The organism is Haloplanus sp. CK5-1 (assembly GCF_037201915.1).
GTDB classification, from domain to species: Archaea; Halobacteriota; Halobacteria; order Halobacteriales; family Haloferacaceae; genus Haloplanus; species Haloplanus salilacus.
Genome location: NZ_CP147505.1, coordinates 2,919,693 through 2,940,292, shown reverse-complemented (window position 1 = coordinate 2,940,292; position 20,600 = coordinate 2,919,693). Strand labels below are relative to the sequence as shown.

Here is a 20,600-nt window from a genome sequence, read left to right as displayed (position 1 = left end):
GTTCACTCCCGTTCTCTTTTTACGCGCTGTCGTTCGACGACGGCTTCCAGCGTCGTCGGCGCGCAGCCGGCGAGGGTAGCCGCTCGGTCGAGGGAGACGTTTCGACGGCGGACCGCGACGGCCGCACCGGCGAGGACGGCGTCGTCGACGTCGTCGCCCGGTCGCCACGCCCCGTCGTCGAGTGACTCTCCGGCGTCCCGACCGACACAGCGCATGGCGAGCATCGCGACTGCGAGAGGGTCGTCGGTCCCCTCGGCGGCGTCGACGACGCCCGCGAGTGCCAGTGCGGTCGTCGGGTCGTCGCCGATCAGCGCGCTATCGAGCGCCGCCGCACGGACGTCGGCGAGCGTCACGGCTCCGGTGTGGCCAGCGTGTGGTCGACGACGGTCCCGTCGGCGGTCAACGTCACCGTCCCGAGTTCGACGCGTTCGCCGGCGTCGGCGACGGTCCCGACCGCACGGAGCGTCGACTCGCGGTCGAGTCGCTCCCAGACGGCTTCCTCGACGAGTCGCTGGAAGGCGTCGCGGTCGCTCCAGGCCGCGTCGAGGTCCGACGGGACGTGGACGAGAAACCGGAGTGCGTCGTCGTCGACGCCGATGCTGACGCCGAAGGTGTCCGCCGGCGTCGACCCCTCGGTAGCGTCGGTCATGGTTTCGCTCGGCTCGGCGGCGTGATAAGCGGGACGGTCCCGAGAGGGACTGACGCACGCGGGCGGGTGATGTTCATGAGAGGGAGTCTCAGCCACACGCCGACGGGATGGCGGCGTTTTTGGCCGCCGAACGCGGACGGAGTTCATGAGCTATTCCATCGGTCTGGTCGGCAAGCCCTCGGTGGGCAAGTCGACCTTTTTCAACGCGGCCGTCAGAGCGGAGCTCTGACGGGCAGCAGGATCGCGTTGCGATCCTGCGACGGCGACGATGAACGACGTCCCCGAGGGGGCCTACCCCTTCACGACCATCGATCCGAGCGTCGGCGAGGCGTACGTCCGCGTCGACTGTGCAGCCCCAGAGTTCGGGGAGACGTGTACGCCGAGCGTGGGTTACTGCGACGACGGCACCCGGTTCGTCCCGGTGAAACTCGTCGACGTCGCGGGTCTCATCCCGGGTGCCCACGAGGGCGACGGGCTCGGCAACCAGTTCCTGAGCGACCTCAACGAGGCGGACGTGCTGGTCCACGTCGTCGACTTCTCGGGCAAGACCGACAGCGAGGGCGAACCGACCGAGGGCCACGACCCCCGCAACGACATCGACTTCCTTGAGGCCGAACTAGACATGTGGTATCTGGAAGTGCTGGAGAAGGGGATCGAACGCTTCGAGTCGAAGTATCACGGCGCGGACGCGACCGTCGAGGAAGACCTCGCCGAGCAGATGAGCGCCTTCGGCACGACCGCAGACGAGATCAAGCGGGTGGTCCTCGCCGAGGGGTTGGCCCTCGACCCGTCGACGTGGGACGAGTCGGACCGGGAGTCGCTGGCCCGCGAGATCCGAAAGCGCACGAAGCCGATGGTGATCGCGGCGAACAAGATCGACGACCCCGCGGCGGCCGAGCACTTCGAGGCGGTGACCGACGACCCCGCCTACGACCACCTCACGTTCGTCCCGACGAGCGCCCACGCCGAGAAGGCGCTGAAGGCCGCCGACGAGGCGGATGCCGTCGAGTACACCCCCGGCGACGACGCATTCGACGTCGTCGGCGAGGTCGGCGGTGATCGAGCGACGGGACTCGATCGGATCGAGTCACTTCTCGACGCCTACGGCGGGACGGGCGTCCAAGCGTCGCTGGAGGCGGCGCTGTTCGACGCCCTGGATCTCATCGCGGTGTTCCCGGGGAGCGACGACGGGTCGACCTCGGAGGAGGGCGTCTTCCGCGACTGCTTCCTCCTGCCCGAGGGATCGACGACGGCCGACTTCGCCGACCACATCCACACCGATCTGGGCGATGGGTTGCTCCACGGCGTCGACTGCCGGTCCTCGCGGCAGGTCGGCGGTGGCCACGAACTCGACGACCGCGACGTGATCGAACTCGTGACGACGACCTAGAGGGAATCGAGTAGGTCCGAGAGGGCTCGCCGCGCGCTCTCGACTTTGACCGTCCAGCGGTTGCCGTCGAAGACGTAGCGCTCGGCGGCGGCGAAGGAGTCGTCGCTTCCCCACGGCGCAGCGTGGGCGACGCCGACGAAGACGAGGCCGACCGGCTTCTCCTCGGTGCCGCCCGTGGGCCCGGCGATACCGGTCGTGGAGACGCCCCACGTCGTCCCCGACCGGTCCCGGGCACCCTGTGCCATCTCGCGGGCGACGGGGGCCGAGACGGCACCGTGGGCGTCCAGCGACTCCCGGGAGACGCCGAGGGTCTCCAGTTTGGCGTCGTTCGAGTAGGCGACCACTCCGCGGTCGAAGTAGTCGCTCGATCCGGGGACGTCGGTGAGCAGCGACCCGACGAGGCCGCCGGTCAGCGACTCGGCGACTGCGACGGTGTCGTCCCGGTCGCGCAGGCGCCGACCGAGGACGCGTTCGACCGCCGTCTCGTCGCTCGGCCCGGTCGCGGGTGTCCGCGTCTCGTCGTCGGTCATAGCCCGCGGTTGGCTCCCGAGACGTATCAAACGGCCGGAGGTCGGACCGCCGCATCCGACTCCTTTATGTCGGCCGAGCGGAGTGACATGGGTATGACGGACGAGACCATCGCCTTCGTCGGACTCGGCATCATGGGTGGACCGATGGCGAAGAACCTGATCGATGCGGGGTACACCGTGATCGGCCACAACCGCTCGCAGGGCCCCATCGACGACCACGTCGCGGCCGGCGGCGAGGCGGCTGAGACGCCGAAGGAAGCCGCCGAACGCGCCGACGTGACGATCATGTGTCTCCCCGACCACGACGTGGTGGCGGAGGTCATGCGCAAGGACGAGGGCGTCCTCGCCGGCCTGAGCGATGGCGACGTGGTGATCGACAACTCGACCATCTCACCGATGGTGACTGAGGACCTCGCCGAGGAGGTCCGCGACCGGGGTGCGCGGATGCTCGACGCGCCGATCAGCGGCGGCGAGGAGGGCGCCATCGAGGGGTCGCTTTCGATCATGGTCGGAGGCGACGAGGCGGTCCTCGACGAGTGTCGCCCGATCCTCGAGGTGATGGGCGAGACGATCACCTACTGTGGCGACAACGGCGCCGGCCAGGTCACCAAGGCCTGCAACCAGATCGTCGTCGCGGGGACGATGGAGGCCGTCAGCGAGGCCCTCGTCTTCGCCTACAAGGCCGACGCGGACCTCGAAGCGGTCGTCGACGCCATCAGCGGCGGCGCGGCCGGGTGCTGGACGCTCGACAACCGCGCACCGAGCATGATTCAGGGCGACTTCGAACCCGGCTTCTTCGCCGACTACCAGTACAAGGACCTCCGCATCGCGACCGACGCCGGCGAGGCGTACGGGTCGCCGATGCCCCAGACGGAACTCGTCCACGAGATGTACAAATCCATGGTCGAGACCGGCCGCGGCAAGGACGACAACTCCGGCGTGATGCAGGTGATCGAGGATCTGGCGGGGGTCGAGGCGCGGGTCGAAGACGAGTAAGTACTCTTCGAGCGGGCCGAACTGAGGCGCGAGTCGAAGACGAGTAGGTACTCTTCGAGCGGGCCGAACTGAGGCGCGGGTCGGCGACTGATCGGGGTTCCGGCTTTCGCCGGTGGCGGTACGCCGGGCCACCACCTCTAATACGTGGCGCACGCTACTTCGGTCGTGATTCGTCGGCGGTTGCCGCCGAACCCCTCGGTCTTGATCGTCGCGATGGGCGTGTTACTGGCGCTCGTCGCCGCCGGGACCCACGCGCGCGAGGTTCGCGTCCTCGGCCAACTGACCGGGCCGCTGATCGCGTTTCTCTTCGACGGGGTTCCGGCCATCGGTCTCGCGTATCTGGGCTACTGGATCGCCACGACCGACCTCACGACCCGGAACCAGTGGACCGTCCTCGCTTGGTGTCTCGTCGGCAGCGCCTCGTTCGTGGCCGTGTTCGTCGTGACCTTCCTCGTTCGAACGTTCGAGGGCCGCCCCGTCGCCGAACCGATCTTTCCGATGCTCGTCGCCGCCGACGTGGGGGCTCTCGCTGGGCTGACCGCCGGCTACTTCAACGCCCGAGCGCGGCGCGACGCCAGCCGGGCGCGGACCGTCGGTGGCGCCCTCTCCTTCGTCAACCATCTCGTCCGTCACGACCTGCGAAACGACCTCAACGTGATCCGGAGCCACGCGTCTTTGCTCGCTCGTTCGTCCGCCGATGCGGACGCCGGCGACCCCGAGGTGGTCGTCGACAAGGCCGACGAGGCGCTCGCACACATCGAGACCACGCGGACCATCGCCGACACGCTCGTCGGCGACGCCGACCTCAACCCCGTGGACCTCGTCGCCGTCGTCACCGACCTCGCCGCCACCGTCGAGGAGACGTTCGACGTGCCCGTCACGGTCGACGCCCCGGACCGGGCGCTCGTCACCGCGAACGACGGTATCAGGTCGGCGGTCGATAACCTCCTAGAGAACGCCGTCGAACACGGATCGGGGGACGACCGTCCGGCGGCCGCCGACCTTCACGTCACGGTCGCCGTGGAGCGTGCCCCCGAGACCGTCCGGTTGCGGATCAGCGACGACGGGCCCGGGATCGACCCGGACCGACGGGAGGCGCTTCTCGGGGCGGACGACGGCGACGCCGGCGGCCTGTCGCTGGTTGCGGCGCTCGTCGACGCGTACGGCGGCGACGTCCGGTTCGCGGACGACGGGTCGCCGGGCGCGACGGTCGTCGTCGAACTGCCGCGGGCCGACGCGGACGGCGGCACCGATACTGGCGCCCGTCCCGGCCCCGAGGACCGCACGTCCTGACGTCCTGACTCCTCCGATCGATCGACTTCCCGGCGTTACTCGACGTCGTCGTGGTCCAAGAGCCGTCGTGGCCGGTTCGCCGGTGCGGGGTCGTAGGTGACGATTTCGAGTAGGTTGCCGGACGGATCGAGGAAGTAGAACCCCTCGAACTCGCCCCAGTCGTACGGCCCCTGCTTCGGGAACTGGTCGTCGAGGTCGTCCATCAGCGACTGGTACGTGTCGCGGTCGGTCTCGAAGGCGAGGTGGGCCTTGTCGAGTGGGTGATCGAGTCCGCGTTCGTCCCACTTCTCGGCTTGTCCCGTCTCCATGAGCGTGACGACGGTCCCGGCCTCGGTCTCGAACATGGCGTGTGCGCCCTGGAAGTCCTCGGGTGGGCGCAACAGGTGCAGGTCGAGGACGTCGCGGTAGAACTCGTGTGCTTCGCCGAGGTCGTCGACGTCGATGTTGATGTGGTCGACGGCGTCCATGCGCCCACTCGCGAGCCCCGACCGATATAGGTTTTCCCGCCGCGCACCCGCGGAACTATATGCGTCCCGTCCCCTTCGCCGGACGATGCGACACGCCCGGGGTCCCCTGCTCTCGGTCGACGTGGGCGAGCGAACGTGGCGAACCGACGACGTCGACGCCGCCCGCGAGCGGTTCGTCGGCGGCCGCGGCCTCGGGACGCGACTGGCCTACGAGCGCGTCCCGTTCGACGCCGACCCGCTCGCCCCCGAGAACCGCCTCTACTTCGCAGCCGGACCCCTCCAGACGGCGACGACGAGTTTCGCCGGTCGGCTCTCGTGTACGGGTCTCTCGCCGCTGACCGACGGCCTGCTGTCGTCGAACGCCGGGGGGTTCCTGCCCGGCAACTTCGTCGGCGCGGGCTACGCCGCCGTCGAGGTTGCCGGCGAGAGCGACGAGCTCGTCGCCGTCCACGTCCGCGAGGACGGCGTCGAGTTCGAGGCCGTCCCGCAGTTGGCCGGCGCGGAGGTGTCGACCGTGACCCAGTGGGCCCGGGACGCCCACGGCCTCGACGGCGACCACGTCGCCTGCGTCGGCCCGGCCGGGGAGAACGCCGTCCGCTTCGCCGCGGTCGTGACGACCGACCACCGGGCGTTCGCCCGCGGCGGTCTGGGGGCGGTGCTGGGATCCAAGGGCGTGAAGGCGATCACGTTCGACGGCGACGCCGACCCCGGGCCGGACCTCGACGCCGCGGCGGGCGAGGTGGCGAGCGCGGTCCACCGCGAGGCCGCCGAGAGCGACCACGTCATGAAGCGCCAAGGGACGGCGAGTCTCACGACCTTCGCCAGCGAAGTCGGGGCGTTGCCGACGCGGTACTTCTCCGAACTGTCGTTCGAGGGCGCCGACGCGGTGGGCGGCGAGCGGGTGGCCGAGAAGAAGACCGGCCGCGGCACCTGCTCGCGGTGTGCTTTCGCCTGCAAACTCCCCACGGTCGACGAGGATCGGAGCATCGAGACGGAGGGGCCGGAGTTCGAGACGATCATGGCCTTCGGGAGCAACGCCGGCGTCGACGACCTGCCGGCGGTGATGCACGCCAACGACCGCTGTGACGAACTCGGCCTCGACACCATCTCGTGTGGCGACGTCGTCTCGGCGTATCTCGCCGCCGAGGACGCCTTCGGCGACGCCGATCTGGTCCACGACCTGATCGAGAAGATCGCCTACCGCCAGGGGGTCGGCGACCTACTCGCCGAGGGGATCGCCCGCTGTCACGACGACCTCGGCGTCCCCGACTGGACGATGAAGGGAATGGAATTCGCCGCCCACGACGGCCGGGCGTTGGCGGGACAGGGGCTCGCCTTCGCTACCTCGAACCGCGGCGCGGACCACCTCTACGGCGGCATGTACGTCTACGAGTACCCGCTGGTCGACCGCGAGGCGGCGCTCCCCGCAGACGGCCTCGACGGCAAGGCCGAACGGCTGGTCGCGTCCGAGAACCGAAACGCCGCTTTGGACTCGGCCATCGCCTGTCGGTTCTCGCGGGGGACGCTCACCGACGACCGCTTGGCGACGCTTCTCGACGCGTCGGAGAGGGAACTGGACGCGCTGGGCTCGCGGGTGGTGGATCTGGAGCGTGGCTTCAACAACCGTCGCGGCCGGGACTGGAACGACGACGACGACCTCCCCTTCGCGCTCGACGGCCTGTCGGCGGCGCTCGATACGTACTACGATCTGCGGGGCTGGAACGCCGACGGGACAGTGCCGCGGGCACGGTGTGATCGACACCTCGGCCGCGAGTGATCACGACTGCTTCCAGTCGGGGTCGGATCGCGGCGGCGAGAGGACGCCGATGCCGACCGCGGGTTCGTCGCCGCGGTTCTCCGCTCCGTGTAACTCGTCGCCCTCGAACAGGTAGGAGTCGCCGGGCCGGAGCGTGATCTCCTCGTCTTCGGTGATCGCCGTCAGGGTGCCCTGGATCATGTAGCCGATCTGTTCGTTGTCGTGACGGTGAACGGGGAGCGTCGACCCCGGTTCGACCCGCCAGTGCTTCATCGACGCCCGCTCCCCGGACGCGAGATCGGCGAGGAACACGCCGTCAGCAACCTCCGCTCCGTCGGTCGCCTCGTCGTTGATCCGCCTCATTCGAGTTTCCCTACGTCCGGGATACCGATGTCACCTAATAAAGGTTCCTGAGCAACTTTTATGTAAGTACGATCGTACCGTGTGGTATGTCCGAAGACGAGACGATCAGGGTGTTCCACCTGCCCTTCTCGTTCATGTTGCCCCAGCGCGTGGCGGTCGACCGTGGTTACTTCGCCGACGAGGGCCTCGACGTCGAGTTGATCGAGCGCGACCGGACCTGCGTGACGAACAAGTACATCCCGGCCGACGAGACGTTGACCGGCGACAACGACGTGGACCTCTACCCGATCTGCAAGTGGGAGAGCCTGAAACGGACTTGGGACTTCGACGACGGCCGCATCGTCGCGAAGGGGACGTTCGCCGACCAGCCCTACGCGGTGTTCGTCCGCCCCGACTCGGATATCGAGGAGCCGGCGGATCTGGCGAACACGCCCGTCGGCGTCAACACGCGGACGGGCCAGGAGTACACCGCGATCCGGGCGCTCGAAGAGCATATGGACGAAGACGACGTCGTGATCGAGGGCCACGGGATGCCGACCGATCGGCTCCGCGCTCTCCGTGACGGCGATGTCGACGCCGTCTCGCTGCTGGATCCACACATCACCCTCGCCGAGCACCTCGGCTTCGAGAAAGTACTGGAGTTCGAGAACCACATGGGCGTCGTGGGTGCCGAGGGACTGGAGGGTGAGACCCTCGACGCGTTCATGCGCGCCTACCGGCGGGCGGTCGAGGAGATCAATGCCGACCCGTCGGCGTACCGCGACCAGTATCTCGACATGCTCTGGAAGGACGAGGAGGTGGCCCCCGACCTCTTCGAGGACGTCGACACCGAGGCCGTCCGTGCCGCCATCGACGTGCCCGAGTACGAGGTGCCCGAACTGGCCGACCGCGAGGACCTCGACTACCACCTCGATTGGATGAAACAGCGACAGTTGATCGACGCCGACGCCGACATCGACGCCATCGTCTCCCCGATCCGGTGATCGTGACGGACGTCGCCGCCGGCGGTCCGTTCCGGTTCGACTCCCCACCCCACCCGCCATGAGCCGACGCCACATCGACGCCCAACAGGCCGCCTTCGACGAACACCACGACGACCCGGGTGACCTGCCGGTGATTCGGGCGCGCTTCGAGCACAACGGGAGTCCACGGTACCTGCTGTACGCAATCAAGCGGTTCGGCTACGACCACGACCACGGCGTCCACCTCGACGTTCGCCTCGTCTCCGACGAACTCGAAAGCGGGATGGAGACGATCCGATCCCGTCTGAACGGCGGCGACACCGACCTCGTCGATACCGACTTCATCTCTGTCGCCCGGGAGCGCGCCGAGGGGGCGGACATCGTCGCCGTCCACCCGTACGGACGGACGGTCGGCGGACTGGTCGCCCACGAGGATGCCGACATCTCGGGGCTCGAAGACCTCTCGGGCCACCGGATCGGCGTGACCCGTCGCCTCGACAAGAACTGGATCCTGACGCGGGCGGCGTGTCGGGAGTACCACGGCTTCGACCCCGACGAGACGGTGACTCTCGTCAAGGCCGAGTCTCGGGACGACCTCACGCGACTGATCCGGTCCGGCGAGGTCGATGCAGGCTTCCAGTTCTGGCCGCTCGTCCCCGAACTCACCCGGACCGGTCCGTACGAGGAGGTGCTATCCGTCTCCCATCTGGTTCAGCGTCTCTCCGGAACCGACCGAGAGCTCCCAGTCGCGACGTTTCTGACGGGCGAGTCCTACCTCGACGACCACCCGGATGCGGTGCGGGGCTTCGCCGACGCAGCCCGGGACGCGGTCGACCGCCTCCACGAGGACGACGACCTCTGGGGGCGGATCGGCGAGGCGCTCATGCACGAGGACGATCCAACGGTGATCCGTGCGGTGCGTGACGGCTGGCGGGATATGGTTGTCCGGGACTGGGACGAGGAGCGCGTCGACGGGATGTACCGGCTGTTCGACCACCTGAGAGCGGTCGCCGGTGCGGACGCACTCGGTGTCGAGGAAATCCCCGAAGGAACCTTCGATCCCGACCCCTGACGGTGGTCGGCTACAACTGAATAAACGTTTCCAAGGAAATTTTATCAGGGTCCAGTCGTACCCTGCGGGTATGCCGACCGACGAGCGGACCGCGTCGCGTCGCCGGGCCGTCGGCTCCCCCGGTGATTCCGCGGACACGGATGCTGAATCGCCACGACAGCCACACACACCCGATCGGACGAGCCGATGAACCGGGACCACGTCGACGCCCAACAGGACGCCCTCGACGCGTACCACGACGACCCGGGCGACCTGCCGGTGATGCGGGCACGTTTCGAACACAACGGGAGCCCGCGCTACCTCCTCTACACGATCAAGCGGTTCGGCTACGACCGCGACCACGGCTTCCACCTCGACGTGCAACTCGTCTCGGACGCACTGGAGGACGGTATCGAGACGGTCGAGGCACAACTGCAGGAGGGACACGCCGACCTCATCGACATCGACTACATCTCCATCGCCCGCGAGCGCGCCGAGGGGGCGGACATCGTCGCCTTCCACCCCTACGGACGGACGGTGGGTGGACTGGTCGCTCCCGAGGGATCGGACATCGACGGGCTGGAGGACCTCTCTGGCAAGCGCATCGGGGTGGTCCGCCGTCTCGACAAGAACTGGATCTTGACGCGGGCGGCGTGTCGAGAGTACCACAGCTTCGACCCCGACGAGACGGCGACGCCCGTCGAAGCCGGCTCGAAGGTCGAACTCACGCGGATGATCCGCGACGGCGAGGTCGACGCCGGCTTCCAGTTCTGGCAGATCGTTCCCGAGATTACGGAGACGGGCCCCTACGAGAACGTCCTGCCGGTCTCCGAACTGGTTCAGCGACTCTCAGGGACGGAGAACAAACTCCCCATCGCCGCCTTCCTCACGAGCGGGACGTATCTGGAGGAGAACCGTGGGACGGTGCGGGCCTTCGCCGATGCCTACCGCGACGCGGTCGACCGACTCGTCGAGGACGACGAGATTTGGGAGGAGATCAGCCAGAAGCTGATGACCTACGACGACCCCGACGTAATGCGTGCGGTGCGTGACGGCTGGCGGGACATGGTCGTCCGGGACTGGGACGAGGAGAGCGTAGACGGAATGTACCGGCTGTTCGACCACCTGAAAGCGGTCGCCGGCGCGGACGCGCTCGGCGTGGAAGAGATACCCGACGGCACCTTCGAGATCGATCCATGACGGAGACAGTCACTTTCCAGTTGAACTGGGAACCGAACGGCTTCCAGGCACCGTACTTCCTCGCGCGCCGCGAGGGGTTCTACGACGACGAAGGGCTCGACGTGGAGTTCGTCGAGGGCCACGGCTCCCCCTTCGCCGCCGAACAGACCGCGAAAGGCCGGAGCGACCTCGGTCTGGCCGGGGGGAGCGCCGTCCTCTCGGTCCGGAGTCAGGGGCTCGATCCGCTGGCCGTCGCCGCCGTCAGCCAGAAGACGCCCGCGACGATCTACAGCCTCCGGGACACGTTCGGCGAACCGTTCACCGAACCCGAACAGCTCCGGGATCGGACGGTCGCGCCTTCCGCGACCAAGACCCGGATCCTCACGCTCCAGTTGTTGGAGGATCGAGGTATCCGCGACGAGGTGGAAGTCCGCGACGTACAGAAACACACCCACCACCGGGTCGAACACCTGGTGCTCGACGGCGACGTCGACGCCGCCGTCGGTGTCGTCACCAACGGCAAGGAACTCGAACGCGAGTACGACCGGACGGCCGACGAACTCCTCATCGGGGACTACCTCGACGTCTACGGGATGGCGGTCGTCACCAACCCCGAGTTCGCCGAGTCGAACCCCGAGACCGTCCGCGCGTTCCTGCGGGCGACCGCCCGCGGGTGGGAGGCCGCGACGAACGATCCCGAGCGTGCGGTCGACGCGCTCATCGACCGCAACGCCCAGTTGGAACACAACCGCGAGGTCGAGCACATGAAGTTCCTCGCCTCCGCCGAGGACCTCCAGTTCACGGAGTTCGTCCGCGAGGCGGGGTGGGGACACTTCGACACGGACCGCTGGGAGAATCTGAATGAGATGCTCGCCGAGACGGATCTGCTGGAGTCGCCGGTCGACCCTGCGGAGGTGTGGACCAACGAGTACGTCGACGACTCGGATCCGGTCATCGCCAACTACGCCGAGCGGATCGGCCGCTAGTTCGAACCGTCGCCGCCGAGTTGCCAGAGCGCGCGGTAGACCGTCCAGCGGTCGCGGCCCACTCGGCTCGCGACGGCGCCGACGGCGTCGAGATACCGGCCGTAAGCGGCGGTCGTCACCGAATCGGGATATGGGTCGGACAGTTCGTCGGCCTCGTGGAGGGAGTCCCACTCCCGCGGTCCGACCGCCACGCGTCGATCCGGGTGTGTGAACGACAGAAACGCCGACGCGACGGCGACGTCGACGCCGACGAGTGCCGTCAGCCGATCACACTGCTCGTCGAGGTCGGTCGCCGCCGCGGCCCCTTGGAGCGCTTCGACGACCGCGTCGTAGCCGTTCTCCAAAAATCGCTCCTCGGCCGTGCGTCGCTCGACGTCTGTGATCGCACCGACCCGACGGCGACGGCGGTAGTACCACTGGACCACCCACTCGGCGTCGCGTCGGCCGAACTCGCCGGACGCGAATGCCGGGGGGAGTGTCTCGACGTGTTCCCGTTCGACCATGTCGAACGGTTCCTCCCGTTCGTACGCCTCGTTCAACTCGTCGACGGCCACCCGGCTGAGCGCCGTCGCGTCGGCCGTGTCGTCCCCGGCTGTCATACGTACCCATCCGGCCTCCGTCGGGGAGAACTTTCCGCCTCGATGGACGGCTCGGCACCCGACTGTCCGGTTCTCCCACGGTACCGGATGACAACATTGATAGTCTCCCATCCGGTTTCTTCACGTATAATGTCATCCGACTCAAGCGGCGAATCGGACGGGCCGACCAAGACGATCTGTCCGTACTGTGGCGTGGGCTGTGGCATCCAGATCGCACAGGACGACGAGGGCGAAGTCACCTTCCGTCCGTGGGGTGACGCGCCGGTCAACGAGGGGAGCATCTGTATCAAGGGCGGTGCGGCGACGCAGTCCGTCAACCACGAGGACCGTCTGACCGACCCCCTGATCCGCGACGACGACGGCGAACTCCGTGAGGCGTCGTGGGACGAGGCCTACGACGTGATCGTCGAAAACATGGAGCGCATCCGCGAGGACTACACCGCCCAAGGGATGGGCTTCTACGGCTGTTCGAAGGCGATGAACGAGGAGAACTACCTCATCCAGAAACTCGCCCGACGCTACGGCACCAACAGCGTCGACACCTGCACACGGATGTGCCACTCCTCGACGGTGTACGCCCTCAAGAACAGCCTCGGCGAGGGCGCGATGACCAACAGCATGGCCGACCTCGAGGAGGCGGCCGACGTGTTCTGGATTCAGGGCGCGAACCCCGGTGAGCAACACCCCATCGCCAACAGTCAGTACTTCCGGCAGGCGGTACTGGAGGGCGCGACCGTCATCCAAGTCGACCCGCACGCCAACAAGACGACGCGGTCGTTCGAGATCACCGAGACCGACCGCCACATGCACCTCCAACTCGAACCCGGCACGGACATTCCTCTGCTCAACATCGTCCTCAAGACGGTTCTGGAGAACGACTGGGTCGACGAGGAGTTCGTCGCCGAGCGCACGGAGGGTTTCGAGGACCTGAAAGAGACCCTCGAGGACTTCGACAAGGAAGCCGCGGCCGAGGAGTGTGGCGTCCCCCTCGAGGATATCGAACTCGCCGCCGAGAAGTACGCCATGGCGAACAACGCGGCCATCTTCACCGGGATGGGGATGAGCCAGCACACCTGTGGCGTCGACAACGTGCAAAACGAGATCAACCTCGCGCTGATCACGGGCAACCTGGGCCGACCGGGCACGGGCGTCAACCCGCTTCGCGGCCAGAACAACGTTCAGGGAGCCTCGGACGTTGGTGCGATGCCGAACGTCCTCCCGGGCTACCGTGACGTCTCCGACCCCGAGGTCCGCGCGGACGTCGAGGAGGTGTGGGACTTCGAGATCCCGTCCGAACCCGGCCTGACGAACGTCGAGGTCTCCCACGAGATCGGTAACACGATCTACGGGCTCTACATCATGGGCGAGAATCCCGTGATGAGCGAACCCGACACCAACCAGGTCGAGAAGCGTCTCGAGGAACTCGACTTCATGGTGGTGCAGGACATCTACAAGACGGAGACCGCCGAGTACGCCGACGTGATCCTGCCCGCCACGTCGTGGGCCGAACGCGACGGGACGGTCGTCAACACGGACCGCCGAACCCAGCGGATGCGCGGTGTCGAGAAGGTCCACCCGAACACCAAAGACGACCTGGAGATCCTCTGTGACGTGGGCAACCGTCTCTTCGGCGACGGCTCGTTCGACTTCGAAGGTCCCGAGGACGTGTTCGAGGAACTCCGGAAGGTCGCGCCCATCTTCCACGGCATGACCTACGACCGTCTCGGCGAGGAGGGCATCCACTGGCCCTGCTACGAACCCGGCGACGAGGGTGACGACTACCTCTACGGGGACGGCTTCACCACCGAGAGCGGTCTCGGACAGATCGAGGGCGTCAAGCACCAGCCGCCCAAGGAAACGCCCGACGAGGAGTACCCGCTGATTCTCACGACGGGCCGCATCATCGAACACTACAACACGGGAACGATGAGTCGTCGTTCCGAGACGCTCAACCGTGTCGAACCGGAGAACTTCGTCGACGTCCACCCGAACGACGCCGAGCACTACGGCATCGAGGACGGCGACTACGTGACGCTCAAGTCGCGCCGGGGTGAGATCGAGGTCGAAGCGCGGGTCACGGAGGACACCAAGGAAGGCACCGTGTGGACGACGCCCCACTTCGCCGACGCCGCCGGGAACCGTCTCACCAACGACGTGCTCGACGAGCGTGCGAAGATCCCAGAGTACAAGGCCGCAGCCGCGGAGATCGAGGTCACGGTCGACGCCGAGGCCGACTCCGCGGACACCCCGGCCGACGACTGAGGACTATCGGTCGTCCAGATCCTCGATCAAGCGGACGTCGCAGTCGACACACGTCGCCATCAACACGCGTTCGGACTCGGTACAGCAGGTTTCGACGGTTTCGGTCTCTTCGTCGTCGAGGTCTCCGCCACACAGGGGACAGTACGTCAGGTACTTCCGGAGGTCACGGAGCGTCGCCACGCGCGCGTCGGGGTCGAGCGACACCCACGCCTCGTCACCCTCCGCCTCCAGCACCGCCGCGGCCGCGGCGTCGGCGAGTAGCGCTGACTCCGAGAGCCACTGTCTGAGACCGCCGTCGACGACGTACGCCACGTCACCCGGGACGCTCGACGCCTCCGGAACGCCGAGGAGCCGAGCCACGTCATCGTCCGTGATGCCCGCCTCGCGCATCCGCTCGATCCGGTCGACCCATGCGTGCTCGAAGGAGTCGACGAGTCGGCCGCCCTCCGGCGTCGCCCTGACGGCCACGCCCTCGACCGGTTCGAGCGTCTCCCGCAGATCGACCTCCTTGCCGAACAGTTCGAGCAGCCATGGCGGGAAGTACCGCACGGTGAGCGTCGGCGTCCCCGGGACGAGATAGCCACGGAAGTAGATCGCGCCGGCCGCGCCGGCGAGGACGGCAACCCCTCCGACCGGGCCGAGAACGACTCCGACGACCACCGCGGCGACGACGGCGAGACAAAGGTTGACGACCGTACACGGCACACACCGGTTCTCGCCGGTGTACTCCGGTCGTCGCAGGCGATCACCGATGCTACTGAGTTGGGTACGCATCGCTCCTCGGTAGGTATCGCACCTCGAAAAAAGCTGTGTGCCGGATCGGGTCGACTACTCGTCGCTGTCGCCACGGCGGAGCGCGCCGTACGCGCCGGCACCGATGGCGGTCAGTGCCGCACCGACGCCGAAGCCGGGCCCGTTGCCGGAGGTCTCCTCGCCGTCGCCGCCGTCGCCGCCGTCGCCGCCGTCGCCGCCGTCGCCGCCGTCGCCGCCGTCGCCACCGTCGCCGCCGTCGCTCATGGGCGTATCCGTCGGCTCGGGCGTCGCCGTCGCGCCGCCGGAGACGCTGAACTCGCCACCCTCGACCGGGTAGTCGGACCACGACGCTTCGACCTCGCCTTCGGACTCGTAGGCGTGTTCCTCACAGCCCCACGTGGTGAGGTTGCTCGACGCCTCGAAACTGACACTCTGAGAGTTCCCCTCTTCGAAGACGTAGTTGGTCCGGCGGAGGGTGCCGTCCTCGGTCCGGACGATCATGTTGTGTCGTCCCGGGAGCCCCTGCAGTTCCGGGATGTAGCCCACCGTGTACTCGATGGTGTACTGACTGCCAGCCTCGACTTCGAGGGTCGGGTTCGTCGTGCCTTCGATACTGGAGGGCGATTGACCGACGAACCCCTCGTCGGTCAACTCGAGCTCGAACGTCTGTGCTTGGGCGCTCGCGGACCCGGCCGCTGCGGCCAAGCCAGTTGTCGCCGCGGCAGCACCGATCAGGAATTTTCTTCGTGTCGCCATACCCGTTCCCTGTATCCCATATTAAATAAAATTACGGGATATACCTCCTGAGTATCGTACTCACACTAGCGATACGCGACGCTACCGGCCCGCGAAAAAATGGAGAAGTCGGTCGGAGTCGCTACTCGCTGAGGCCGAAGACGGCGACGGTGGAGCCACGGCGACCGCCGTGGAGCCAGCCGGAGCCACCGACCTGGACCGCGACGTACTGCTTGCCCTCGCCGGGGTCGTACCAGCTGGACAGCGACGAGCAGATCGGCGCGCCGAGCTGGAACTGCCAGAGTCGGTCGCCGTTCTCGCCGTCGTAGGCGATGATGTTCCCGTTCTGCGTGCCGGTGAACATCAGGCCGGTCGCGGTCGTGATGGAGCCGCCCCAGAGGTAGTCGCTCGTCGTCTCCTGGGAGATCCAGTCACGCCAGACGCGCTCGCCGGTGGACGGGTCGACTGCGACGACGGCGCTGAGGTTGCCGTTCCAGTTGTCCGGCGCGTCGACGTCGGGCCAGTCGTTGAGCCCGCCGCCCCAGTAGGTCTGGCCGGCCTCGTACTGCGCCTCTTCCCAGAAGATCTCGTGAGGCGCGTTGTTCTGGTTCATGTACATCAGGCCGGTCTCTTGGCTGTACGACGGCGGCTGCCAGTCGTTGCCACCGTGTGCGCCCGGAACGAAGGCGACCCGACGGTCCTCGTCCGTGTGCGGGACCATCTTCCACATGTTGATGTGCTGGGTCGTCTCTTCGGACCGTTCGAGCAGCTGGCCGTCGTTGGCGTCCATCGTGTACACCCAGGCCGTCTTGCCCGGGCTGAGGACGACGTCGCGCGACTCGCCGTCCATCTCCATGTCGTTGACACGGATCTTGGTCGCCGAGGAGTCGTAGTCCCACACGTCGTGGGGGCTCTCGCCGTAGTGCCAGTCGATGGAGCCGTCGTTGGCGTCGAGGGTCAGCGTGCCGATGGTGAATCGGTTCGGGCCGGGACGGACCGTGCCGTCGAAGTCCGGACCGGGGTTGCCGACCGGCGCGTGGATCATCCCACTGTCGGGGTCCAGCGTCGGCGTCATCCACACCGTCCCCGCACCGTGTTCGTGGGAGTCGCCGGCCCACTCGTCGGAAGGCGTGGTGTTCGTCTTCCACATCTCGTCGCCACTCTCGGGGTCGAGCGCGGCGACGAAGCCGCTGACGCCGTACTCGCCACCGGCGGAGCCGGTGATGACCTGACCGTCGTAGACGATCGGTGCCCAGGTGGCGGAGTAGCCGATCTCGTGGTCGCCGGTCGAGGTGTACCACTCCTCTTCTCCGGTGTAGCGGTTGAGCGCCACGATCCCGGAGTCGAGGGTGGTCATGTAGACCTTGTCGCCGTAGACGGCGAACCCACGGTTGTTGGCGTCACAGCAGAGAAGCAGTCCCTGCGGGTTAGCGTACGTGTAACTCCAGAGCGTCTCGCCCGTGCGGGCGTTGATCGCTTTGGCGTGGTTCGGGCCGTTCGTCTGGTACATGACCGGCGGGTCGCCGGGCACGACGATCGGTACGCCCTCCATGCTGGAGGAGACACCGCTCTGTACCAGATACTCGAGTTCGAGGCCGTCGACGTTCTCGGGCGTGATGACGTCGGCGGAGGTGTATCGCTGTTGTTGATAGCCGCCACCGTACATCAGCCAGGACGTCGGGTCCTCCTTCGCGGAGGCGTGCAGATCTTCCTGCGTGACGTCACGCTGGGGGATCTGGTCGATGTCGAACTGCTGGGTGATGGATTCGTCGGGCAGGTTCGTCAGCGTGTACCCGTCCTCGACCTCCACCATCTCGATGTTCTGTGCCGCTTTTACCGCTTCGTCGTGTTCGTGAATACTAGCCATGCGTTATCACCTCAGAGCAGACGGAGCGCGCATTTCGTCCGTGATGCGCATCACGTCGTTCGTCAGGTCCTCCTGTCCGACGATCATCATCGCCGCACCCGCGGAGAGGGCGGCGGTGAGCTGGGCGTCGGAGAGCTCCTGAGCGCCGGCGAGGTCCTCGGCAGCGCTGGCCAGTAGGTGCAGGCCGGCGTACATCTGCTTGAGGTCGCCGTAGTTGTTGTCGAGGATCGTCTCGGTCAGGAGCACCTCGTTCTGCCAGAGGTACGTGTCGAGGTAGTCGGTCCACAGGAGGACGCCGGCGGCCGCTCGCTGGTGGAGCGGGGCGACGTTCCCGGGATCGAACCCTTCGACGCCGGCCGGGATGTTCTTCGTGGGCACCCACATGGCCAGGCGTTCCTTGTTGTTGACGACGTTGACGACCGTCGAGGTCAGTTCCTCTTCGCTGTAGCCGAGTTCGCCGAGCGCGCTCGCGAGCACGCCCGTGTTGATGAACTCGCGTGCCGTGGCCCCGATGTGCTCGGGGGTGAACTCCGGCAGGTGCTCCTCGGCACTCTCGAAGAAGCCGACTTCGACGAGATGCTCGTGGATGGCCCACCCGGGCTCGGCGAGCTGTTGATACTCCGTGCTGTCCTCGGCGGGGACGCCCATCGCCCGCAGTTCGGGCAGGCGCTCGATCTGTCCCTCGAGGGCGGCGAGTTCGTTCCCGAGGAGGCCGGCGCTGAGTTCGCCGGTAAGGTCCTCGCGAATGGCCTCGCCCATCGCGGCGAGTTCCCCCGCCGCTTCGCCTTCTACTTCGCCCCTGAGATCGCTCAGGGTGAACTCACTACCTGCTGCCACTGCGCCGGTCAACCCGACGACCTTGAGGAACTGCCGTCGATCCTCTTGGTCGATCTCGGGCATTCCGTCATTTACATATTGCGACATGCCATACCACTCCATCCGTAGGGAAGGATGACTCTATATTTAACTTTGTGATATATTTCACAATTTAAGACGTTAATTAAATATGAGAGGGTGTCATAGAACTCTTCTCACACCGTGATGATTGTGCTTCCCGGATTGTCTCCGCGTTCGTAGTTGGTGATTGCGACGACGAGGCGCAGACACAACGCGAGGAACACCTGCGCTCGTGCATGGACGCGGCCTCGGGCGTGCGTTCGCCCGAGGCCGCAGCCCTTGACTGATTCGTTGGTTCGTTCGACGCCACTCCGGCGGTTGTACGTCTCGTCTAGCGTTGATTGCTTCAGCTGAACGTCGTTGCTGTGTTTTTCAATGCGGTCTTCTACCCTGTACTCGATATCTTTCGGGTCGTCGGTGTTTCGTGGATTGTACGGAGCGACTGGCACGACCCCTGCGGCCAGCAGGTGGTCGTGCCAGTCGAGCGTGTCGTAGGCACTGTCTCCAAGCATCCACATCGGTTTCCCGACGGCGAGCGCGTCACGCGTGACGCGCATCGCCGTCTCTTCTGGTGCTTGTTTGCTCTCGGTGAACTCGGCTGCAATCGGGATCTTTTGCCCGGTTGAGACGATCGTGCAGCCGTAGCCGTAGTAGTACTCGTCATCGGTTGGATCATAGCACTTCGATGCGTCTGGATCGGCGGGCATCGCTCTCACGTCGGTTGAATCGATAGAATACGTCAAGTCGAGCAGGCCCCGCAAGGCGGCCTGCTCGACGAGATGGTCGAAGACCCGGTCAACAACGTGCTCAAGATCAGTGAGGAATCGATCGACCGCGTCTCTCGACGGCGGTCGATCGAAGCTACAGCTGAGCCAGACAACGGTGTTGTTCAGTTCTCGTGCAACCGGACGGATACCGTAGATGTTCTTGTAATAGCAATGGAGAAAGCCACGCATCATCTCGGGCGGCTCAAGATCTCGTGTTCGCCCCGTCTCCGCCGGGGCGAACACGTCGAACCCTTCAAGAAACTCGAAGGAGAGGTGCTCGAACAACGCCAACGTCTCCGTTTCCACGGCATTGAAGAACGATTCTACCGAAGGATCATCTTGCAGGGTCGCTGAACGCATTCCACCTCAGCGTTCACCCTGCTCTTTGGTATGCGAACTGTTCTATGACACCCTCTAAATATGAGTGTATAAGGGGGTATAGGGTGAGACCGAGGAGGGAATCGTCTGGACGCCGTTTGCGGATTTCTTCGGGTTATCGGACAGTGATGTGGCCGATCATGTCGTTGTTCACGTGCAGAATGCAGGCGTACGTGTAGTCACCCGTCGTGTTGAACGTGTGCGTGTAGGTCGCCCCTTGCGGGTTGGTCCCCTGTGGATTTCCTTCCGGGTGGCTTCCGAACGGTTCCGCCCCGTCGGGGATCGAGACATCCGAGTGATGCGACGGGTGTCCACAGACGTTGTGACCACCCGAATTGAACGTCCATTTGACCGTATCACCTTTCGAGATGCGGACTTGCTCCGGAACGAAATCGAAGTAGTTCCCATCTGGACCGACTTCGATGGTGGTGTCCGCTTCCACGGCTGGCGTCGCCGTGGCCGTCGCCGTGGCCGTCGCCGTCGGTTCGGGCGTCGCCGTGGCCGTGGCCGTCGCCTCTCCACCGTCGCCGCCGTCGCCGCCGTCGCCGCCGTTGCCACCGGAACACCCCGCGAGGCCGGTGACCGCGACGCCGGTGAGTGTGGCTGCGAATTTTCGCCGGGACAGGACGTCTTTCGGCTGCTTTGAGACCATCGACACGAACTTTGGTTTAGATAGGTTAAATCTGATGAATTCGAGTCAGGGACTCCCAAACACGCAAC

The 20,600-nt window shown here is 66.3% G+C and carries 20 protein-coding genes and 1 pseudogene; 9 read left to right on the top strand and 12 right to left on the bottom strand.

The window, feature by feature from the left end:
- Positions 1–2: 2 nt before the first annotated feature.
- Positions 3–353, bottom strand: coding sequence for a hypothetical protein (locus tag NBT81_RS15595; protein ID WP_338739763.1), 351 nt, complete (start codon positions 351–353; stop codon positions 3–5).
- Positions 350–649 (bottom strand): hypothetical protein, encoded by a 300-nt coding sequence (locus NBT81_RS15590; RefSeq protein WP_338739761.1) that lies wholly within the window; start codon positions 647–649, stop codon positions 350–352. Before NBT81_RS15590 ends, NBT81_RS15595 begins: the two co-directional genes overlap by 4 nt.
- A gap of 145 nt (positions 650–794) precedes the next feature.
- On the opposite strand from NBT81_RS15590, the pseudogene NBT81_RS15585 reads away from it, so the two are divergent.
- Positions 795–2,039: pseudogene (locus NBT81_RS15585) on the top strand (redox-regulated ATPase YchF).
- On the opposite strand, the gene NBT81_RS15580 reads toward NBT81_RS15585, so the two are convergent.
- Positions 2,036–2,569 (bottom strand): CinA family protein, encoded by a 534-nt coding sequence (locus NBT81_RS15580; protein WP_338739759.1) that lies wholly within the window; start codon positions 2,567–2,569, stop codon positions 2,036–2,038. The pseudogene NBT81_RS15585 and the gene NBT81_RS15580 overlap by 4 nt on opposite strands.
- Positions 2,570–2,662: 93 nt before the next feature.
- Here NBT81_RS15580 and NBT81_RS15575 point away from each other — a divergent pair, with 93 nt between their 5' ends.
- Entirely contained in the window at positions 2,663–3,565 is a 903-nt protein-coding gene (locus NBT81_RS15575; RefSeq protein ID WP_338739758.1) for an NAD(P)-dependent oxidoreductase, read from the top strand.
- Positions 3,566–3,730: 165 nt separating this feature from the next.
- On the top strand, positions 3,731–4,858 hold the full coding sequence (locus tag NBT81_RS15570; protein WP_338739756.1) for an ATP-binding protein: 1,128 nt from the start codon (positions 3,731–3,733) through the stop codon (positions 4,856–4,858).
- A 35-nt stretch (positions 4,859–4,893) separates the two neighbouring features.
- Here the strand turns inward: NBT81_RS15570 and NBT81_RS15565 are convergent, their stop codons facing one another.
- Positions 4,894–5,325 carry a VOC family protein gene (locus NBT81_RS15565; protein WP_338739755.1) on the bottom strand — a complete coding sequence of 144 codons (432 nt, stop codon included), beginning with the start codon at positions 5,323–5,325 and terminating at the stop codon, positions 4,894–4,896.
- A gap of 85 nt (positions 5,326–5,410) precedes the next feature.
- Here NBT81_RS15565 and NBT81_RS15560 point away from each other — a divergent pair, with 85 nt between their 5' ends.
- Complete coding sequence (locus NBT81_RS15560) at positions 5,411–7,102, top strand: aldehyde ferredoxin oxidoreductase family protein (RefSeq protein WP_338739753.1); 1,692 nt, start codon at positions 5,411–5,413, stop codon at positions 7,100–7,102.
- On the opposite strand, the gene NBT81_RS15555 is transcribed toward NBT81_RS15560, so the two are convergent.
- Positions 7,103–7,444: a cupin domain-containing protein gene (locus tag NBT81_RS15555; RefSeq protein ID WP_338739752.1), complete on the bottom strand. Its 342-nt coding sequence runs from the start codon at positions 7,442–7,444 to the stop codon at positions 7,103–7,105.
- 86 nt (positions 7,445–7,530) lie between these two features.
- Here NBT81_RS15555 and NBT81_RS15550 point away from each other — a divergent pair, with 86 nt between their 5' ends.
- The 4 genes from NBT81_RS15550 (at position 7,531) to NBT81_RS15535 (ending at position 11,622) form a co-directional block, all read left to right on the top strand.
- Positions 7,531–8,427: an ABC transporter substrate-binding protein gene (locus tag NBT81_RS15550; RefSeq protein WP_338739751.1), complete on the top strand. Its 897-nt coding sequence runs from the start codon at positions 7,531–7,533 to the stop codon at positions 8,425–8,427.
- A 58-nt stretch (positions 8,428–8,485) separates the two neighbouring features.
- The gene (locus tag NBT81_RS15545) at positions 8,486–9,478 is read left to right on the top strand and encodes an ABC transporter substrate-binding protein (protein WP_338739750.1); all 993 of its coding nucleotides are present in this window, start codon (positions 8,486–8,488) and stop codon (positions 9,476–9,478) included.
- A gap of 186 nt (positions 9,479–9,664) precedes the next feature.
- Positions 9,665–10,657, top strand: a complete 993-nt coding sequence (locus tag NBT81_RS15540; protein WP_338739749.1) for an ABC transporter substrate-binding protein — start codon at positions 9,665–9,667, stop codon at positions 10,655–10,657.
- Positions 10,654–11,622 (top strand): ABC transporter substrate-binding protein, encoded by a 969-nt coding sequence (locus tag NBT81_RS15535; protein WP_338739748.1) that lies wholly within the window; start codon positions 10,654–10,656, stop codon positions 11,620–11,622. Before NBT81_RS15540 ends, NBT81_RS15535 begins: the two co-directional genes overlap by 4 nt.
- Here NBT81_RS15535 and NBT81_RS15530 read toward each other — a convergent pair.
- Positions 11,619–12,221 carry a hypothetical protein gene (locus NBT81_RS15530; RefSeq protein ID WP_338739746.1) on the bottom strand — a complete coding sequence of 201 codons (603 nt, stop codon included), beginning with the start codon at positions 12,219–12,221 and terminating at the stop codon, positions 11,619–11,621. The two genes, NBT81_RS15535 and NBT81_RS15530, sit on opposite strands and share 4 nt — an antisense overlap.
- 129 nt (positions 12,222–12,350) lie before the next feature.
- Between NBT81_RS15530 and fdhF the strand changes: the two genes are divergently transcribed.
- The gene (gene fdhF / locus NBT81_RS15525; RefSeq protein ID WP_338739745.1) at positions 12,351–14,483 is read left to right on the top strand and encodes a formate dehydrogenase subunit alpha; all 2,133 of its coding nucleotides are present in this window, start codon (positions 12,351–12,353) and stop codon (positions 14,481–14,483) included.
- 3 nt (positions 14,484–14,486) lie between these two features.
- Here fdhF and NBT81_RS15520 read toward each other — a convergent pair whose 3' ends face one another.
- The 6 genes from NBT81_RS15520 to NBT81_RS15495 form a co-directional block, all read right to left on the bottom strand.
- On the bottom strand, positions 14,487–15,257 hold the full coding sequence (locus tag NBT81_RS15520; protein WP_338739744.1) for a hypothetical protein: 771 nt from the start codon (positions 15,255–15,257) through the stop codon (positions 14,487–14,489).
- A gap of 54 nt (positions 15,258–15,311) precedes the next feature.
- A complete protein-coding gene (locus tag NBT81_RS15515; RefSeq protein ID WP_338739743.1) occupies positions 15,312–15,992 on the bottom strand; it encodes a PGF-CTERM sorting domain-containing protein in 681 nt (226 codons plus the stop codon).
- A gap of 121 nt (positions 15,993–16,113) precedes the next feature.
- Positions 16,114–17,838 carry a pyrroloquinoline quinone-dependent dehydrogenase gene (locus NBT81_RS15510; RefSeq protein WP_338739742.1) on the bottom strand — a complete coding sequence of 575 codons (1,725 nt, stop codon included), beginning with the start codon at positions 17,836–17,838 and terminating at the stop codon, positions 16,114–16,116.
- Positions 17,839–17,844: 6 nt separating this feature from the next.
- Positions 17,845–18,738, bottom strand: a complete 894-nt coding sequence (locus NBT81_RS15505) for a hypothetical protein (RefSeq protein ID WP_338739740.1) — start codon at positions 18,736–18,738, stop codon at positions 17,845–17,847.
- A gap of 131 nt (positions 18,739–18,869) precedes the next feature.
- Positions 18,870–19,862 (bottom strand): transposase, encoded by a 993-nt coding sequence (locus tag NBT81_RS15500; RefSeq protein ID WP_338737836.1) that lies wholly within the window; start codon positions 19,860–19,862, stop codon positions 18,870–18,872.
- 133 nt (positions 19,863–19,995) lie between these two features.
- Positions 19,996–20,532, bottom strand: a complete 537-nt coding sequence (locus tag NBT81_RS15495) for a plastocyanin/azurin family copper-binding protein (protein ID WP_338739739.1) — start codon at positions 20,530–20,532, stop codon at positions 19,996–19,998.
- Positions 20,533–20,600 lie beyond the last annotated feature (68 nt).

What these genes read in the sequence shown, in the direction of transcription:
- NBT81_RS15590 (WP_338739761.1), bottom strand. Translation starts at nt 649, where the DNA reads ATGACCGACGCTACCGAGGGGTCGACGCCGGCGGACACCTTCGGCGTC.
- NBT81_RS15580 (WP_338739759.1), bottom strand. Translation starts at nt 2,569, where the DNA reads ATGACCGACGACGAGACGCGGACACCCGCGACCGGGCCGAGCGACGAG.
- NBT81_RS15575 (WP_338739758.1), top strand. Translation starts at nt 2,663, where the DNA reads ATGACGGACGAGACCATCGCCTTCGTCGGACTCGGCATCATGGGTGGA.
- NBT81_RS15565 (WP_338739755.1), bottom strand. Translation starts at nt 5,325, where the DNA reads ATGGACGCCGTCGACCACATCAACATCGACGTCGACGACCTCGGCGAA.
- NBT81_RS15560 (WP_338739753.1), top strand. Translation starts at nt 5,411, where the DNA reads ATGCGACACGCCCGGGGTCCCCTGCTCTCGGTCGACGTGGGCGAGCGA.
- NBT81_RS15555 (WP_338739752.1), bottom strand. Translation starts at nt 7,444, where the DNA reads ATGAGGCGGATCAACGACGAGGCGACCGACGGAGCGGAGGTTGCTGAC.
- NBT81_RS15550 (WP_338739751.1), top strand. Translation starts at nt 7,531, where the DNA reads ATGTCCGAAGACGAGACGATCAGGGTGTTCCACCTGCCCTTCTCGTTC.
- NBT81_RS15545 (WP_338739750.1), top strand. Translation starts at nt 8,486, where the DNA reads ATGAGCCGACGCCACATCGACGCCCAACAGGCCGCCTTCGACGAACAC.
- NBT81_RS15540 (WP_338739749.1), top strand. Translation starts at nt 9,665, where the DNA reads ATGAACCGGGACCACGTCGACGCCCAACAGGACGCCCTCGACGCGTAC.
- NBT81_RS15535 (WP_338739748.1), top strand. Translation starts at nt 10,654, where the DNA reads ATGACGGAGACAGTCACTTTCCAGTTGAACTGGGAACCGAACGGCTTC.
- NBT81_RS15530 (WP_338739746.1), bottom strand. Translation starts at nt 12,221, where the DNA reads ATGACAGCCGGGGACGACACGGCCGACGCGACGGCGCTCAGCCGGGTG.
- fdhF (WP_338739745.1), top strand. Translation starts at nt 12,351, where the DNA reads ATGTCATCCGACTCAAGCGGCGAATCGGACGGGCCGACCAAGACGATC.
- NBT81_RS15520 (WP_338739744.1), bottom strand. Translation starts at nt 15,257, where the DNA reads ATGCGTACCCAACTCAGTAGCATCGGTGATCGCCTGCGACGACCGGAG.
- NBT81_RS15515 (WP_338739743.1), bottom strand. Translation starts at nt 15,992, where the DNA reads ATGGCGACACGAAGAAAATTCCTGATCGGTGCTGCCGCGGCGACAACT.
- NBT81_RS15510 (WP_338739742.1), bottom strand. Translation starts at nt 17,838, where the DNA reads ATGGCTAGTATTCACGAACACGACGAAGCGGTAAAAGCGGCACAGAAC.
- NBT81_RS15505 (WP_338739740.1), bottom strand. Translation starts at nt 18,738, where the DNA reads ATGCCCGAGATCGACCAAGAGGATCGACGGCAGTTCCTCAAGGTCGTC.
- NBT81_RS15500 (WP_338737836.1), bottom strand. Translation starts at nt 19,862, where the DNA reads ATGCGTTCAGCGACCCTGCAAGATGATCCTTCGGTAGAATCGTTCTTC.
- NBT81_RS15495 (WP_338739739.1), bottom strand. Translation starts at nt 20,532, where the DNA reads ATGGTCTCAAAGCAGCCGAAAGACGTCCTGTCCCGGCGAAAATTCGCA.